The following is a 13,293-nucleotide window of genomic DNA, read 5'->3' as shown; positions in this document are numbered from 1 at the left end:
GAGGATCTTCCCAAGGCCTATCACACGATGTCCTTCGGGCAATAAGAACGGATTACCACCATGTCCGCCGAAAAGTCGCAAAACGTACAGGATGTGTTTCTCAACAACATCCGCAAGAACAAGACTCCGGTTACGATCTTCCTGGTCAACGGGGTGAAGCTGCAAGGCATCGTCACCTGGTTCGACAATTTCTCGGTGCTGCTGCGCCGCGACGGTCACACCCAATTGGTGTACAAGCACGCCATCTCGACCGTGATGCCGTCCACCCCCGTCCAGTTGTTCGAGCCGTCGGCCAAGGAAGGCGGCGAAGAATAAGTGTCCAGCGGACAGGCCGGGCCAACCGGTTCCCCCCGCCAGCGCGCTATCGTCGTCCACCCCGCCCTGAAGGCGGCGGAGGGTGGTGTCCGCCTGCCTGAAGCGCGGTTGGACGAAGCGGTCGGGTTGGCCAGCGCCATCGACCTTGACGTGGTCGAGGCTCAGGTGGTGCCGGTCGCCAAACGCCGGCCCGCCACGCTTTTGGGCAAGGGCGCGGTCGAACGTTTGGCGGAAATCATCAAGGACACCGAGATTTCCCTGGCCGTCGTCGACGGTCATTTGTCGCCGGTTCAGCAGCGCAATCTGGAAAAAGCCTGGGCGTGCAAGGTCATCGACCGCACCGGCCTGATTCTGGAAATTTTCGGCGAAAGGGCCCGTACCCGCGAGGGTACGCTTCAGGTGGAATTGGCTGCGCTCAGCTACCAGCGTTCGCGGCTGGTGCGATCATGGACCCACCTGGAACGCCAGCGCGGCGGTTTTGGTTTCATGGGAGGCCCCGGCGAAACCCAGATCGAGGCCGACCGCCGCATGATCGGCGAGCGCATCGTCAAGCTGAAGCGGGAATTGGACGAGGTCAAACGGACGCGCGAATTGCACCGTAGCGCGCGGCGCAAAATTCCGTATCCCATCGTCGCCTTGGTCGGGTACACCAATGCCGGCAAGTCCACGCTGTTCAACCGCCTGACGCGGGCGGAGGTGATGGCCAAGGACATGTTGTTCGCCACCCTTGACCCGACCATGCGCGGCCTCAAGCTGCCGTCGGGGCGCGAAATCATCCTGTCCGACACCGTGGGCTTCGTGTCGGACCTGCCGCACGAACTGGTCGCCGCCTTTCGCGCCACCCTGGAAGAGGTGCTGGAGGCCGATGTCGTCGTCCATGTGCGCGATGTCGCCCATCCCGACACCGTGGCCCAGGCGACCGACGTCGAACTGGTGCTGAAGGATCTCGGCCTGTCCGAAGTGGTCGATCGCGGTTTGGTCGAGGCGTTGAACAAGATCGACCTGTTGGACGACACGGCACGGGTCGAGGTATTGAACCAGGCCCGACGCCGCCCCCTGACCCTGCCGGTCTCGGCGCTGAGCGGCGAGGGGGTGGACGAGTTGCTGGCTTGCCTTGACCAAAGCCTGTCGGCGGGCCGTGAAACACTGGATGCCGAAGTGCCGTTGAGCGATGGCGCCACCCTGGCTTGGCTGTACCGCCATGGCGAGGTGACCGAGCGGCACGACGACGAATCCGTCGCGCATGTGCGCGTGCGTCTCGATCCCGTTGACGTGCAGCGCTTCCAGCAACGTCAGGCCGAAGGAAGGCGGGGATGAGCGTCGTCGACATGGATTTGGTCTGCGGAATCATTCGCGAAGCGACGGAAAGTGAAATCTTGCCGCGTTTCAAGAACCTCAGCGCTGCCCAGATCCATGAAAAGAAACCGAACCAACTGGTGACCGAAGCCGACATCGAGGCGGAAAAGGTGCTGGCGCGCCGGTTGTGCGAGGTCATGCCCGGATCGGTGGTCGGCGAGGAAGGGGTCGAGGCCGATCCGGCCTTGATGACCGCCCTGGAACGCCCCGGCGTGGTGTGGGTGATCGACCCGGTGGACGGCACCGCCAACTTCGCCCACAACAACCCGCGTTTCGCGGTGGTGGTCGCCCTGGTGATCGATGGTGTCACCCAGGCGGGATGGATTCACGATCCGGTGCCCAACCGCACCATCACCGCTCACAGGGGGCAGGGCGCTTGGCGCGCCGATACCCGTCTGCGCGTGTCGGCCGAGGTACCGTTGGCCCAAATGGCTGGTTCAGTGAAGAAACGGGGCCGGGTGGCCGAGCATGTGTTGCATGTGGCCCGACGCGGCAGCGCCGCCCACGACTACCTGGATCTGGTCACCGGCAAGTTGCATTTTGCCCATTTCAAGAAGCTGATGCCGTGGGACCACGCCGCCGGCGTGCTGATCCACGCCGAGGCTGGCGGATATGGCGCCATGATGGACGGATCGGCCTATACACCGGTCCTGCATGCCGACGGCCAGCTTTTGCTGGCCCCCGGTCAAGCCAGTTGGTGGGATCTGGCGCCGCTGATCGATTAGCCCTCGCGATGCACCGCCAGCCCTGCCGGGGCCTGGCAAGTGGGCATCATCTCGATGCGGTTGATGTTGACATGCGGCGGCAATGTTGCTGCCCAGACCACTGATTCAGCGACATCTTCTGGCGTTAGAGGTTCGGTGCCCGCATAAACCTTGGCCGCCGCGTCAGGGTCGCCCTTGAACCGCACCAACGAGAATTCCGAGCCGCCACACAAGCCCGGTTCGATGTTGGTCACCCGTACCTTGGTCTTGACCAGATCGGCCAGCATGTTCAGCGAGAACATGGTGACAGCCGCCTTGGTGGCGCCGTAGATGGTCGAGCCGGGATAGGGGTAGGAGCCGGCTGTCGAGGAAATGTTGATCACATGGCCGCGATTGCGGGCCACCATGCCGGGCAACACCGCACGGGTCACCGCCATCACCCCCTTGAGGTTGGTGTCGACCATGGTTTCCCAATCCTCGACATTGGCGGAGTCAACCGGATTGAGCCCCAGCGCCAAGCCGGCGTTGTTGACCAGGACGTCGATATCGGCGAACGGCGCGGGCAGGGCGGCGACGGCGTCGAACACCGCTTGGCGGTCGCGCACGTCCAGTACCAACGGATGTACCGGCACTCCCAACTCGGCCTTCAATTCCTCCAGACGGTCGCCACGGCGGCCACTGAGTACCAACCGGCCCCCCAGCGCGGCGAAACGGCGGGCGATGGCGGTGCCGAAACCGGCAGTGGCGCCGGTAATCAGCACCGTGCGCTGGCTCCAATCGGTCATGGAATCATTTCTCCTCAAGCGGACGTTGCGGGTCGTCCTCGCGCTGCATCACCAGGATAGGCGAGGGCGAGAAGGCGTTTTCCACCTTCCAGATGTAAACGCGGTACTGCCCGAACGGCCGCACCTCGTTGGCGTTGTGGCGCAAGACGTTGCCGTCGGTGGTGATACGGAACTCGCCGCGCATGCCGATCCCCAATTCGGTCATGCGTTGGGCGTCGCCGGGTCGCACGCCGTTTCCGGCAATGGTGATGGTGCCGTCCTCGGCCGATTTCAGCGCCAACAGACGGGCGTCTCGCCGCAACAGGGCGGAAAGCTGAACCTTGCCCAACCGCCCCATGCGTTCGTATTTGATGTTGAAACGGCCCTTGCCGATCCGCTGGATGGCCTTGATGGCAGGATCGCGCACCAAGTCCTTGTAGATATTTTGGTTTTTCTCTTCTTCGTTATCGGCCGTGATCTTGCCTTCGGCATAATCGTGCATGATCGGCGCATAGATCAGGTCGCCATCGAAGGTAACCGCCCAATCGCCGAAACGTGACAGCCGCAATTCGCTGTGGAAGTTATCCGGGATGTAGCAGGAGGCGAGTCCCAGGGTCAGGGCGACCACCGTCGCCACACGGGCCAGAAAAGACCGGGTCATTCCTTGCGCTCTCCCTTGCGCTCGATCCCTTTGGCGTCGATCCACAGCGCTTCCATCTCGTCCAGCGTGGCATCCTCGGGCCGGCGTCCGGCGGCAGACAACTCGCGTTCCACATGGCGGAAGCGACGGTCGAACTTGGCGTTGGCACGCTTCAGCGCGCCTTCCGGGTCGATTTTGAGCTTGCGGGCAAGGTTGACGCAAGCAAAGAGAACGTCGCCCATCTCGTCCTCGATACGGTCGAACTCTGCCTCGATATTGATTTCATGTTTTATTTCATCGACTTCTTCGACGATCTTGGCAATCACATCCAAAGGCCCCGCCCAGTCGAAACCGACGCGGGCGGCACGGTTCTGCAACTTCAGCGCACGTGTCATGGGAGGCAGGGAACGGGCCACGCCATCAAGCACGCTGTCATGCCCCTTGGCGGCGCGTTCGTCGGCCTTGGTGGCTTCCCACGCCACCGTTTGGGTATCGGCGTCGCGGATCTCGGCGTCGCCGAAAACGTGGGGGTGGCGACGGACCATCTTGTCGGCAATAGCCTTTGCGACGTCGTCGAACACGAAGGAACCGGCTTCGGATGCCATCTGGGAATGGAACACCACCTGGAACAGCAGGTCGCCCAACTCGTCCTTCAGCGCCGCCATGTCGCCATGGTCGATGGCGTCGGCGACCTCGTAGGCTTCCTCGATGGTGTAGGGCGCGATGGTGGCGAAGGTCTGCTCGCGATCCCAGGCACAGCCGCGCTCGGGATCGCGCAAGGTGACCATGATGTCCAGCAGACGGTCGATGGGACGCAAGGAAACCTCCTGAGGAAACGGTGCCGCATCGGCAAGGTAATGCAGTCCGTCCGCCAGGGCATGCGCTTTTGTCAGAAAGCTTCCTCCCAATGACGGGACAGCCGCACCGCGCAATTGATCAGGCCGACCATGGAATAGGTTTGGGGGAAATTGCCCCACAATTCGCCGCTGCGCGGGTCGATGTCTTCGGACAGCAACCCCAGGGCGTTACGCTGACGCAAGACGGTTTCGAACAATTCACGGGCTTCCTGGCGGCGGCCCAGGGCGGCGAGGGCGTCGATGTACCAGAAGACACAAATGACGAAAGCCGTCTTGGGCTTGCCGAAATCGTCCTCGGCGACATAGCGGTAGAGATAGTCGCCGACCTTGAGGGTGCGAGCGACGCAATCCACCGTGGCGGCGAAGCGTGGGTCGTCGGCGGACAGGAAGTCCACCTCGTGCAGCAACAGCAAGGTGGCGTCCATGTCGCGGCCACCGAAGGTCGAGACGAAGCTGCCCACATCCGGGTTCCAGGCCTGTTCGCAAATGATGGTGTGGATACGGTCGGCCTCGCGCCGCCAATAAGAGGCGCGGTCGGCCATGCCCAGGCGGTTGGCGATCTTGGACAGACGATCACAGGCCGCCCAGCACATGACCGCCGAGAAGGTGTGGACGGAGGCGATGGTGCGCAATTCCCATGGCCCGGCATCCGGCTTGTCAAACAGCGCCACCGCGCGGTTGCCCAAGCGTTCGAGCTGTTCGAACAAGGTATTGCCGCCGGGATATCCCAGACGCTGGTCGAAGAACGCATGGGTCGAGGCCAGGACCACGCTGCCATAGACGTCGTTCTGGACCTGAAGATAGGCTTGGTTTCCGACACGGACCGGCCCAAAGCCGCGATAGCCGGAAAGGTGAGGGACCACCACTTCCTCGATGGCGGTGTCGCGGGCGATGCCGTAGACCGGGCGCAATTCGCCTTCGGTCGCTTCTTCAACGATGTCGTTGATGAAACGAAGGTAGTCTTCCATGGTCCGCGTCACACCCAACCGGTTGAGCGCATGGATGACGAAATAGGCGTCGCGCAGCCAACAGAAACGGTAATCCCAGTTCCGTTCGGTTTCCGGCGCCTCGGGAACCGAGGTGGTCAGCGCCGCGACGATGGCGCCGGTTTCCTCGAAATTGCACACCTTGAGGGTGATGGCGGCCCGGATGACCGCGTCTTGCCATTCGAACGGGATGGACAGCGAACGGACCCAACTGCGCCAATGGTCCCAGGTCCGTTCGAACAGGTCGCGGGCCGTGGTCTCGATGCCGGCCTGAAGGCTTTCGTCGCTTCCCAGCAACAGGTCGACCGGCCGATCCAGTAGGAAGGGCCGTTCCTCGATCAGGTACGAGATGGGGGCGTTGGTGGTCAGACGCAGCGTCTGGGCCGGCGAGACATAGCGGATGTGGTTGCTGCCACGGGTGATTTCCGGGCGGATGCCGCCATTGTCGAAACGGGGCCGGACCCGAACCGTCAGCCGGGGGCGCCCTTTCACCGGACGGATGCGACGGACGATCATCGGCGGCCGGTAAATGCGTTCGTAAAGGGCGAAGCGCGGCGCGAAGTCGGTGATCTCGACCACGCCGCCGTGGTGGTCGTAAAGCGTTGTCCGCAGAATGGCCGAGTTGGCGAGATAACTTTGGTCGCTATGCAACTGGTCAACCAGTTCCAGCGAGAAGGTGCCTTCCCTGGGATCATGGGCCCTGGGATCATGAGCGGTGCGGGCGTCGTTCAGCAGGGCTGAAAACACCGCGTCTCCGTCCATCCGGGGAAAACACCCCCAAACCAACGTGCCGGCGCCGTCGATCAGGGCGGCGATGGAGCAATTGCCGATGGCTCCCAGTTCGAGCGAGTTCATGACGTTCATGCTCCTCTTGGCAAGTCGTTCAGGCGCGCGAGCCAGCGCCGCACTGTTTCGGGGTCGGACAGGTGGAACCGCGCAGCCGTCGGTCGGCCACCGCCCACATGAATGGAAATGCCGCCCAAACGATTGACCGAGGCAAAGCCTTCCTCGTCGGTCACGTCGTCACCGACGAAAACCGGGATGCGCCCGCGATAGGCCGGCTCCGCCATGAAACGTTCGATGGCGCGTCCCTTGCCGGCCGCGTCGGGGATCAGCTCGACCACCGCTTTTCCATGCAAAAGCCGAAGCGGGTGCGGTGAACGGCGGACGACGTCTTCGGCAAGAGCATGAATGGTGTCTGCCAGGGGCAGATTGTCACGATAATGCAACGACAGCGAACAAGCCTTGCGTTCGACCAGAACGCCGGCGATGGCTGCGGCGCGGGCCGCCACCTCGTCGGCCAAGGACCGCGGCCAGCCGTCGATGCCGTCCATGCCCCGACCATTCAGGCGCCATTGGGCGCCATGAGCCCCGGCGGCGTCACGCATTTCGGGGAAAAGCCGTTCGATGGCGGCGAGTTCACGGCCGCTGATCAGCGCCAAGGCCCCGGACAGTCGCCGCGACAAGCCGTTCAGCACCGCCGGCAGGGTGGAAGGAACCAAAACGGCGTCCGGCGTTGGCGCCAGATCAAGCAACGTGCCGTCGATGTCGAGAAACAGCGCCCAGTCCTTCCAGTCGCGTGGCGTCAGTTCAAAGGCATCGTTCATATTTTTGACCTTCACTTTGCGGCAACCTCCTTCGACACGTCGGCGATCTGGCGCTCGATATGCCGCCGTTTGCGGATACGGGCGGCATCCAGCAGCATGCGGCCCGCCCAGAAATAAATGTTGTGTTCGCCTACCATCTCGCGCATCAGCCGCATGCGGTCCCGGCGCTGATCGTCCGGCATGGACAGGCCGATGTGAAGGGCTTCCCCCATGGCATGAATGTCGTAGGGGTTGACGATCAGCGCCTCGTGCAATTCGCGCGAGGCGCCTGCGAAGGTCGACAGGATCAGCACGCCGTCGTCGTCGTCGCGTGCGGCGACGAATTCCTTGGCCACCAGATTCATTCCGTCATGCAGGCTGGACACCATGCACAAATCGGCGGAACGAAACAGGGTGAACACCGCGTCCGGTTCGTGGTGGGTGGCGGCAAGGATGATCGGTTGCCAGTCGTCCCGCCCGAATCGGGCGTTAATGCTTTGAACCAGCGTTTCCGCCTCGACCTGGGTGTCGCGATAGGCGGGCAGGCGGCTGCGCGTCGGGGCGGCGACCTGGACCAGGGTGAAATGGCCGATCCATTCGGGATGGTTTTCCAACAGGCTTTCCACCGCGCGGAAACGGTCGGCGATGCCCTTGGTATAGTCGAATCTTTCGACACCCACGGCGATGCGGACATCCGCTTTCAAGCCGTATTTCTTGCGAACCAGATCGCCGCATTCCTTTACCGGCGGCTGGCCGGCCAGGGCCGCCGGCGGCCACTCGATGGAAATGGGGTAGGGACGAACCAACGTGGTTCCCGAACTGGCGCTGACCGTGCTGTGCTCGCGGTCGATCTGGCATTCCATGAAACGGTCCACCGATTCCACGAAGTTCAGACAATGGAATTGTGTGTGGAATCCCAGGATCGAGCTGCCCAGCAGGCCAGAGAGGATTTCCTCTTTCCATGGGCAGATGCTGAAGACTTCGGCATTGGGCCAGGGGATATGCCAGAAGGTGACGATGGTCGCGTCGGGAAGACGCTCACGCACCATGCGCGGCAGCAAGGCGAAATGGTAGTCCTGGACCAAAACGATGGGGTTTGAGGTGCGGGCTTCAGCTACCACGGCGTCGGCGAACTTGCGGTTCACCGCCACATAATGCTCCCAATCGGACGTGCGGAAATTGGGGCGGACAAAGGCGATATGGCATAGCGGCCACATGCCTTCGTTGGCGAAGCCGTAATAATATCCGTCCTGTTCCGCGTCGGACAGCCAGACCCTGCGCAAGGTATAGCTGGGCTTTTCCGGCGGTACGCCCAGCCGGTCGGAGCTGTCCACCTTGAGCTGGTCGGCGCTGCCGCTGCCATGCGCGATCCAGGTGCCGCCGCAAGCCCTCATGATCGGCTCCAGCGCGGTGACCAAGCCGCTTGCCGGACGCTGCACGGTGATCTGGTCGCTTTCCATGTTGTGGATATAGGGCTCGCGGTTGGAAACCACCATCACTTCGGCGTCGGGCAATTCGTTGCGCAACAGACTGCGCAGGCTGTCCGGCCCCCATTCCACACGGATTGCCTCGGTCAGCGAACGCGGAGCGTCCAGTTGCCGCATCACTTTCCGCATTTCGCGTACCAATGGCTGGATTTCCACCGGCACCTTGCCGTCCTCGCCCTCGGCATTGGGACGATAGACCAGGCCCTTACGCATCGCCTTCAGCCAATAATGCAAGGTAAGGCGAGCCATCAGCAAAGTGACACCTGCCGCCGCCATTCCCAGCAACCCAAGAAAAACGGCCAGATAAATTTCGGCGCTGGAACTGCGTTTTTCGATGAAGCTCAGGTCGTGCAGGATGACCAGATAACCCAAATCATCCCGGTCGGACGTCAGCGAGAAGGCGGCGGCCAGAACCGTACCAGTATCCAACCGCCGTTGGCCGAATTCCTGGCCGGCGACAGGGGCAGGAGGACAGGGCAGGGCCTTGGGCCAAGCGGCGGACTTGTGCAGCAGCTTTCCTTCCGGCGAACACAGGCCGATGGCCAGCAGACGCTCGTCCTGGCTGATCCTTCTGAACAACTCGTCAATCTTGCGACCCGCCCGGCGGTCGTCTGTCGTCAGCACCAAAGACAAAAGGGAATCATGGACGGAATGAAAGATCAGTCGGGACCGCAATTCCACATCCGTACGAAACCAGCGGCCAATCAAATCGCCAACCAGTGGCGCCGCGGCCCAGGCGATACCCCCCAACAGCAACATCAGGGGAAGAACGAACCTGAAGGCCAATCTCATGCGTACACCTCCAACGGAAACGCGACCCAGCATATCAGTGGACAGGCTGGTGCGTAATCTGCATTTTCGATTAGATATATTTGATTTTACGATTGTGGCGAAAAAGTGGCAGCCGCCGTTTAAACGGGAACAGGTGATCGCCCCGCATGCGCAGTGTCGGGCCCATGTACAGTGAAAACGTTCAGGCCACGGGCGACAATCCACGAACGACCAGTGTCGGTTCGTGACGAGGGCTATCCAAGAAATATCTATTTATTTCAATTCATTATTGTGGGTCACAGCGGGTTAGGGGTGTTTTCCCCCGCATGCATTTGCACCAAATAGTGCAGTTTCGGGCATTGTTGCCCTTTAATTCGGGCGACCGAGGCGCTGCGAAGTGCAAGCCGAAGGCTCACTTCGCAGTGGATCGGGCGCAACCATTCTCTGGCTCTGCCGTTGCTGGAGCAACACCGCAAAAATGTTGCGCTTCGCGACTTTACCAAATGCAACAAACCGGGCAAAGCGAGCTTTCTGAGAACTGAGGGACAGTTTGATGTTCCCGGGCTCAAGCTGTTCCCAATACAGCCTGCCGCCACCTCACGCACTGCGGCAAATCCGCCTTGTTCGGGCAGAACGTTGAGCCAGGTCAGTTGCCTTATAAAGAACGATAATTCCACACCCTGGCAGCCCGCTGAGCACCCCATCTTTAGATGTACCCACAACGTTTTGCATATGATATGCGTGTCAATCTCACGCCGTCACGCTTGTTAAGCGCGCGGACGCATCACTGCCTATAAAGTTAAGCAAATGAGCGATCAAGAAAGAAAAGCGCCTCTAAAGCTTTCGCAGCCAGGCAAGCTTGAGCTTAAAAAAACCGTTGAAGCCGGGCAGGTTCGCCAAAGTTTTAGTCACGGACGCTCAAAGGTCGTTACGGTAGACGTGCGTAAAAAACGGACGTTTTCATCTGCAACAAACGCGGGTGATATTGGTAGTTCAGAAGGTGCGTCTGCTAACCCGCTAGAAGAAGCTCTGGACAGCGCGCGGCGCGAAAATGAGCGGCGGCGGGTTGAACAGAACCAACTGAACGCCATCCGAGCAGCCATCCTTAGCCAATTGGATGGGCGTGGCAGGTTGGCGTGCACCATTCGGTGGCGAGCAGATGAATTGCAGACCCAACTGGAAGCGGCCGCGTCCATGCTCCCTGAACAATTGATCATTTTCGGTCCGCCGGGTACTGGCAAGAGCCACATTCTCCGCAGCACTTATCTCAACAAGTTGCGTATTGAGCGCGAATGCGTCGTCCAAACCATCTTTCATCCCGAGTACACCTATGGCGATTTCGTAGGAAAGCTGTTGCCACTCAGCGTGCCGGATCTGAATAGCCCCGGAAGGTCCACTGTTACCTATAGATTCTACCCAGGCCATTTTTTGCTGGCTTTAGCGAAGGCCTATCGCGAGGCAATCCTGGTACCCGCAGGAGTGGTCCGCAACGTAGCGCTGGTGATCGATGAACTGAACCGGGGAAACTGCGCCTCGATTTTCGGTTCAATCTTTCAGTTGTTAGACCGGGATACACGGGGGCGCTCAAGCTATCGCATCCATCTGCCGGAGATGGAACTTATGGCCCTAAGGGAACAGGCTGAAATTTCCGACATAGATCAAGCTTCGACGGCGGAAGGGCGGCACCTACTGGAGTTGATGCGGTCTGGTGAAATTGTAATCCCTCGTAATCTCTCCATATTTGCCACGATGAATACATCTGATGATTCGATTTATTATATGGATAGCGCGTTCAAGCGGCGCTGGGAATGGGAATACCTGGCCGCGGGCACCCGAGGACGAGCCGGAGACTTAGTCAATGTGCAAATTTTTGACGATGTGGAGCCCGCACTGTCTGCAGCTTGGAAGTGGGTGGATTTTGTCGATGCAGTAAACTCCTTCATTCTTTCTCACTCGGAGAGCATCAGGCATATCGAGGATAAGCAAATCGGCTACCGCTTCATCCGCCCTGAGGTGGTGAATGACGCCGTTGCCATACCTGCGAGCAAAATCCGTAATAAGTTGCTGTTTTTTCTGTGGGATACCGTATTTCCTCGTCACCGGTCTTTGCTAGCAGATGCAATGGGCGTCAGCTTGCGTACCTTTGCAGATCTCAGTGACCACCTGGATCGTTTTATGATCATGCTCTGGGATTTTCGGTCGGCGGCGCTGACACCAGATGATTGATTTTTCATCACTTACTCTGGAAATGGCCGATGGAAAATCTGCCTTCGTTGGGCTGCTGTTGCGCAATGGCACGCCTACTCTTCGCATGCCTCTCGGTTTCGAGAGCATTCTGGATACGATTAATGGTTTGCCCGCCGAGGAACGGTACGAGCGCGTCAAGTCTGTATATTTTATTCTATATTCAGCCCTAAGAGCCTTTGCGCGCACCGGAAGTTCCATGAAAGGAAGTGTCCTCCAGGACTTCCTCGCTCGGCAAAATAAGCAACATGGCCGTTCGGAATTTAACGCAATTAAACAGAAAGGTGACGCCCCCAGCGTAATGTTTTCGGCGCTCGACCGCCTTTGGGGAGTTCTTAATCTGCAGGAAGAGCCATATTTACTCCAGCTGGTTGAGCGGGCGGGCAGAAAAGACGCAGTGGACTGGGGGGGCTTCCATCGCAACCTTCACAGAGCAAATTTCCTAGAGGACGGCACGGCAATCGTTGACCAGGATTTCCTCACTCGGAGAACGCTTCCTGGGGAATGCCCATCAGACTTGGTTCGGATGTGCTGCTTCATTGCATATGAAATTTCCAACCAAATGGGGTGGGAGTGCACTGAAGTTGTATCTGCACTTTCACAAGAGTATAGATCCGATCATCTTTCGTCAGACGCTAGCTTATTCAAAATAGAACAATGGCGTGAGACGCGAGAAACACTCTGTGACCACCTTGAGCGCATTGATGCACACTCTATAAGGGATGACGTGTATCTAGATTTCTATGAAGCTGCAGACCATTTTCTAAACGGTGTATCTGTAGCAGATACCAAGGAAGCGTGGGGTATTGCCGGATTTTCCTGCGTTTGGGAAGCGGCCTGCATCGAGGGGCTAATCCGGGAAGGCCGCAGAGTTGCTTTGGCGGATACTGCGAACCTTACGAGGGCTCGTGCAATGCAAATTGCCAGTCACCGTCGCCACGAAGAGTTAGAGCAGATGTTTAGTCCGATGCGACCTGACGCAGTCTGGCTTGAAGGTGACGGTGGCCTAATGGATGCGAAATACAGGCTCTACGAAGATGCAAAAACAGACCCCAAATTGTACACAAAACAATATATTTATTCATGGATTCTGCGGCGTATTGCTGTAGGTTCTGAGCCTGAAAATGAGCTTTGGTTTCCTGCGGGCGAGGACGCCACAGAGGAAGTGCAAGAAAACATTATGTTTGAGAGCATGCTCGGGTACTTAAAGGGGCTCTCAGGATCAAACGAACACAGCAAAAAACTGTATAATTTATGCAAATCGTTAATGGAGGCAGAGCTTGGCGCATCTCCGATATTGAGCGGAGTGAAATTCCGTATAAGGCAGCGGAATGCTCTTGATCTTCTCGCTGCTTATGCGGAGGGATTTTCACCCTTCAATCCGGACTGAGAAATGATGCTCTACGGAAAGGGGAACTGCCTTATTGTCCTGTTTTCCAGATTATTCTCGGTCAGAGATAGATTTTTGTCAGGTCTAAGGTAGAGGCCGTCGATGGATGACCCTGGACCGAAAGATCCTGCCGGAAGGATGTTGACCTGTTCCCCTGATTGTGTCCGGTCAGAGGTGGAGTCTCATCTTCTCT

The 13,293-nt window shown here is 59.2% G+C and carries 11 protein-coding genes and 1 pseudogene; 6 read left to right on the top strand and 6 right to left on the bottom strand.

What is annotated here, in order from left to right; all coding sequences use genetic code 11:
• The first annotated feature begins 60 nt into the window (after nt 1–60).
• From hfq to G4223_RS07195, 3 genes are read left to right on the top strand one after another with little or no spacing between them, the layout of a single operon-like run.
• Nucleotides 61–315: an RNA chaperone Hfq gene (gene hfq, locus G4223_RS07205; protein WP_163677094.1), complete on the top strand. Its 255-nt coding sequence runs from the start codon at nt 61–63 to the stop codon at nt 313–315.
• The gene (gene hflX / locus G4223_RS07200; RefSeq protein ID WP_163677090.1) at nt 316–1,632 is read left to right on the top strand and encodes a GTPase HflX; all 1,317 of its coding nucleotides are present in this window, start codon (nt 316–318) and stop codon (nt 1,630–1,632) included.
• Nucleotides 1,629–2,396, top strand: coding sequence for an inositol monophosphatase family protein (locus tag G4223_RS07195; protein ID WP_163677088.1), 768 nt, complete (start codon nt 1,629–1,631; stop codon nt 2,394–2,396). Before hflX ends, G4223_RS07195 begins: the two co-directional genes overlap by 4 nt.
• Here G4223_RS07195 and G4223_RS07190 read toward each other — a convergent pair.
• From G4223_RS07190 to G4223_RS07165, 6 genes are all read right to left on the bottom strand, one after another.
• Nucleotides 2,393–3,160, bottom strand: coding sequence for an SDR family oxidoreductase (locus tag G4223_RS07190; protein ID WP_163677085.1), 768 nt, complete (start codon nt 3,158–3,160; stop codon nt 2,393–2,395). The genes G4223_RS07195 and G4223_RS07190 overlap by 4 nt on opposite strands.
• 4 nt (nt 3,161–3,164) lie before the next feature.
• Nucleotides 3,165–3,800: a hypothetical protein gene (locus tag G4223_RS07185; protein ID WP_163677082.1), complete on the bottom strand. Its 636-nt coding sequence runs from the start codon at nt 3,798–3,800 to the stop codon at nt 3,165–3,167.
• Nucleotides 3,797–4,597: a nucleoside triphosphate pyrophosphohydrolase gene (gene mazG / locus G4223_RS07180; protein WP_277395022.1), complete on the bottom strand. Its 801-nt coding sequence runs from the start codon at nt 4,595–4,597 to the stop codon at nt 3,797–3,799. The genes G4223_RS07185 and mazG overlap by 4 nt, the downstream gene beginning before the upstream one ends.
• Nucleotides 4,598–4,668: 71 nt before the next feature.
• On the bottom strand, nt 4,669–6,477 hold the full coding sequence (locus G4223_RS07175) for a glycoside hydrolase family 15 protein (protein ID WP_163677079.1): 1,809 nt from the start codon (nt 6,475–6,477) through the stop codon (nt 4,669–4,671).
• A gap of 5 nt (nt 6,478–6,482) precedes the next feature.
• Entirely contained in the window at nt 6,483–7,229 is a 747-nt protein-coding gene (gene otsB, locus G4223_RS07170; protein WP_163677075.1) for a trehalose-phosphatase, read from the bottom strand.
• A gap of 11 nt (nt 7,230–7,240) precedes the next feature.
• Nucleotides 7,241–9,487 carry an alpha,alpha-trehalose-phosphate synthase (UDP-forming) gene (locus G4223_RS07165; protein ID WP_163677072.1) on the bottom strand — a complete coding sequence of 749 codons (2,247 nt, stop codon included), beginning with the start codon at nt 9,485–9,487 and terminating at the stop codon, nt 7,241–7,243.
• 786 nt (nt 9,488–10,273) lie between these two features.
• On the opposite strand from G4223_RS07165, the pseudogene G4223_RS20435 reads away from it, so the two are divergent.
• The 3 genes and pseudogenes from G4223_RS20435 to G4223_RS07155 all read left to right on the top strand — a co-directional run.
• Nucleotides 10,274–10,444 (top strand): annotated as a pseudogene (locus G4223_RS20435) (translation initiation factor IF-2 associated domain-containing protein); the annotation flags it as partial.
• Nucleotides 10,445–10,660: 216 nt separating this feature from the next.
• A complete protein-coding gene (locus G4223_RS07160) occupies nt 10,661–11,692 on the top strand; it encodes an AAA family ATPase (protein WP_420844439.1) in 1,032 nt (343 codons plus the stop codon).
• The gene (locus G4223_RS07155) at nt 11,685–13,100 is read left to right on the top strand and encodes a hypothetical protein (protein WP_163677067.1); all 1,416 of its coding nucleotides are present in this window, start codon (nt 11,685–11,687) and stop codon (nt 13,098–13,100) included. The genes G4223_RS07160 and G4223_RS07155 overlap by 8 nt, the downstream gene beginning before the upstream one ends.
• Nucleotides 13,101–13,293 lie beyond the last annotated feature (193 nt).

It is taken from the genome of Magnetospirillum aberrantis SpK (genome assembly GCF_011022235.1).
Taxonomy (GTDB): Bacteria; Pseudomonadota; Alphaproteobacteria; order Rhodospirillales; family Magnetospirillaceae; genus Magnetospirillum; species Magnetospirillum aberrantis.
This window is presented reverse-complemented; position numbering and strand designations above follow the sequence as displayed.

What these genes read in the sequence shown, in the direction of transcription:
- G4223_RS07165 (WP_163677072.1), bottom strand. Translation starts at nt 9,487, where the DNA reads ATGAGATTGGCCTTCAGGTTCGTTCTTCCCCTGATGTTGCTGTTGGGG.
- G4223_RS07195 (WP_163677088.1), top strand. Translation starts at nt 1,629, where the DNA reads ATGAGCGTCGTCGACATGGATTTGGTCTGCGGAATCATTCGCGAAGCG.
- G4223_RS07155 (WP_163677067.1), top strand. Translation starts at nt 11,685, where the DNA reads ATGATTGATTTTTCATCACTTACTCTGGAAATGGCCGATGGAAAATCT.
- G4223_RS07160 (WP_420844439.1), top strand. Translation starts at nt 10,661, where the DNA reads ATGCTCCCTGAACAATTGATCATTTTCGGTCCGCCGGGTACTGGCAAG.
- otsB (WP_163677075.1), bottom strand. Translation starts at nt 7,229, where the DNA reads ATGAACGATGCCTTTGAACTGACGCCACGCGACTGGAAGGACTGGGCG.
- G4223_RS07190 (WP_163677085.1), bottom strand. Translation starts at nt 3,160, where the DNA reads ATGACCGATTGGAGCCAGCGCACGGTGCTGATTACCGGCGCCACTGCC.
- G4223_RS07175 (WP_163677079.1), bottom strand. Translation starts at nt 6,477, where the DNA reads ATGAACTCGCTCGAACTGGGAGCCATCGGCAATTGCTCCATCGCCGCC.
- G4223_RS07185 (WP_163677082.1), bottom strand. Translation starts at nt 3,800, where the DNA reads ATGACCCGGTCTTTTCTGGCCCGTGTGGCGACGGTGGTCGCCCTGACC.
- hfq (WP_163677094.1), top strand. Translation starts at nt 61, where the DNA reads ATGTCCGCCGAAAAGTCGCAAAACGTACAGGATGTGTTTCTCAACAAC.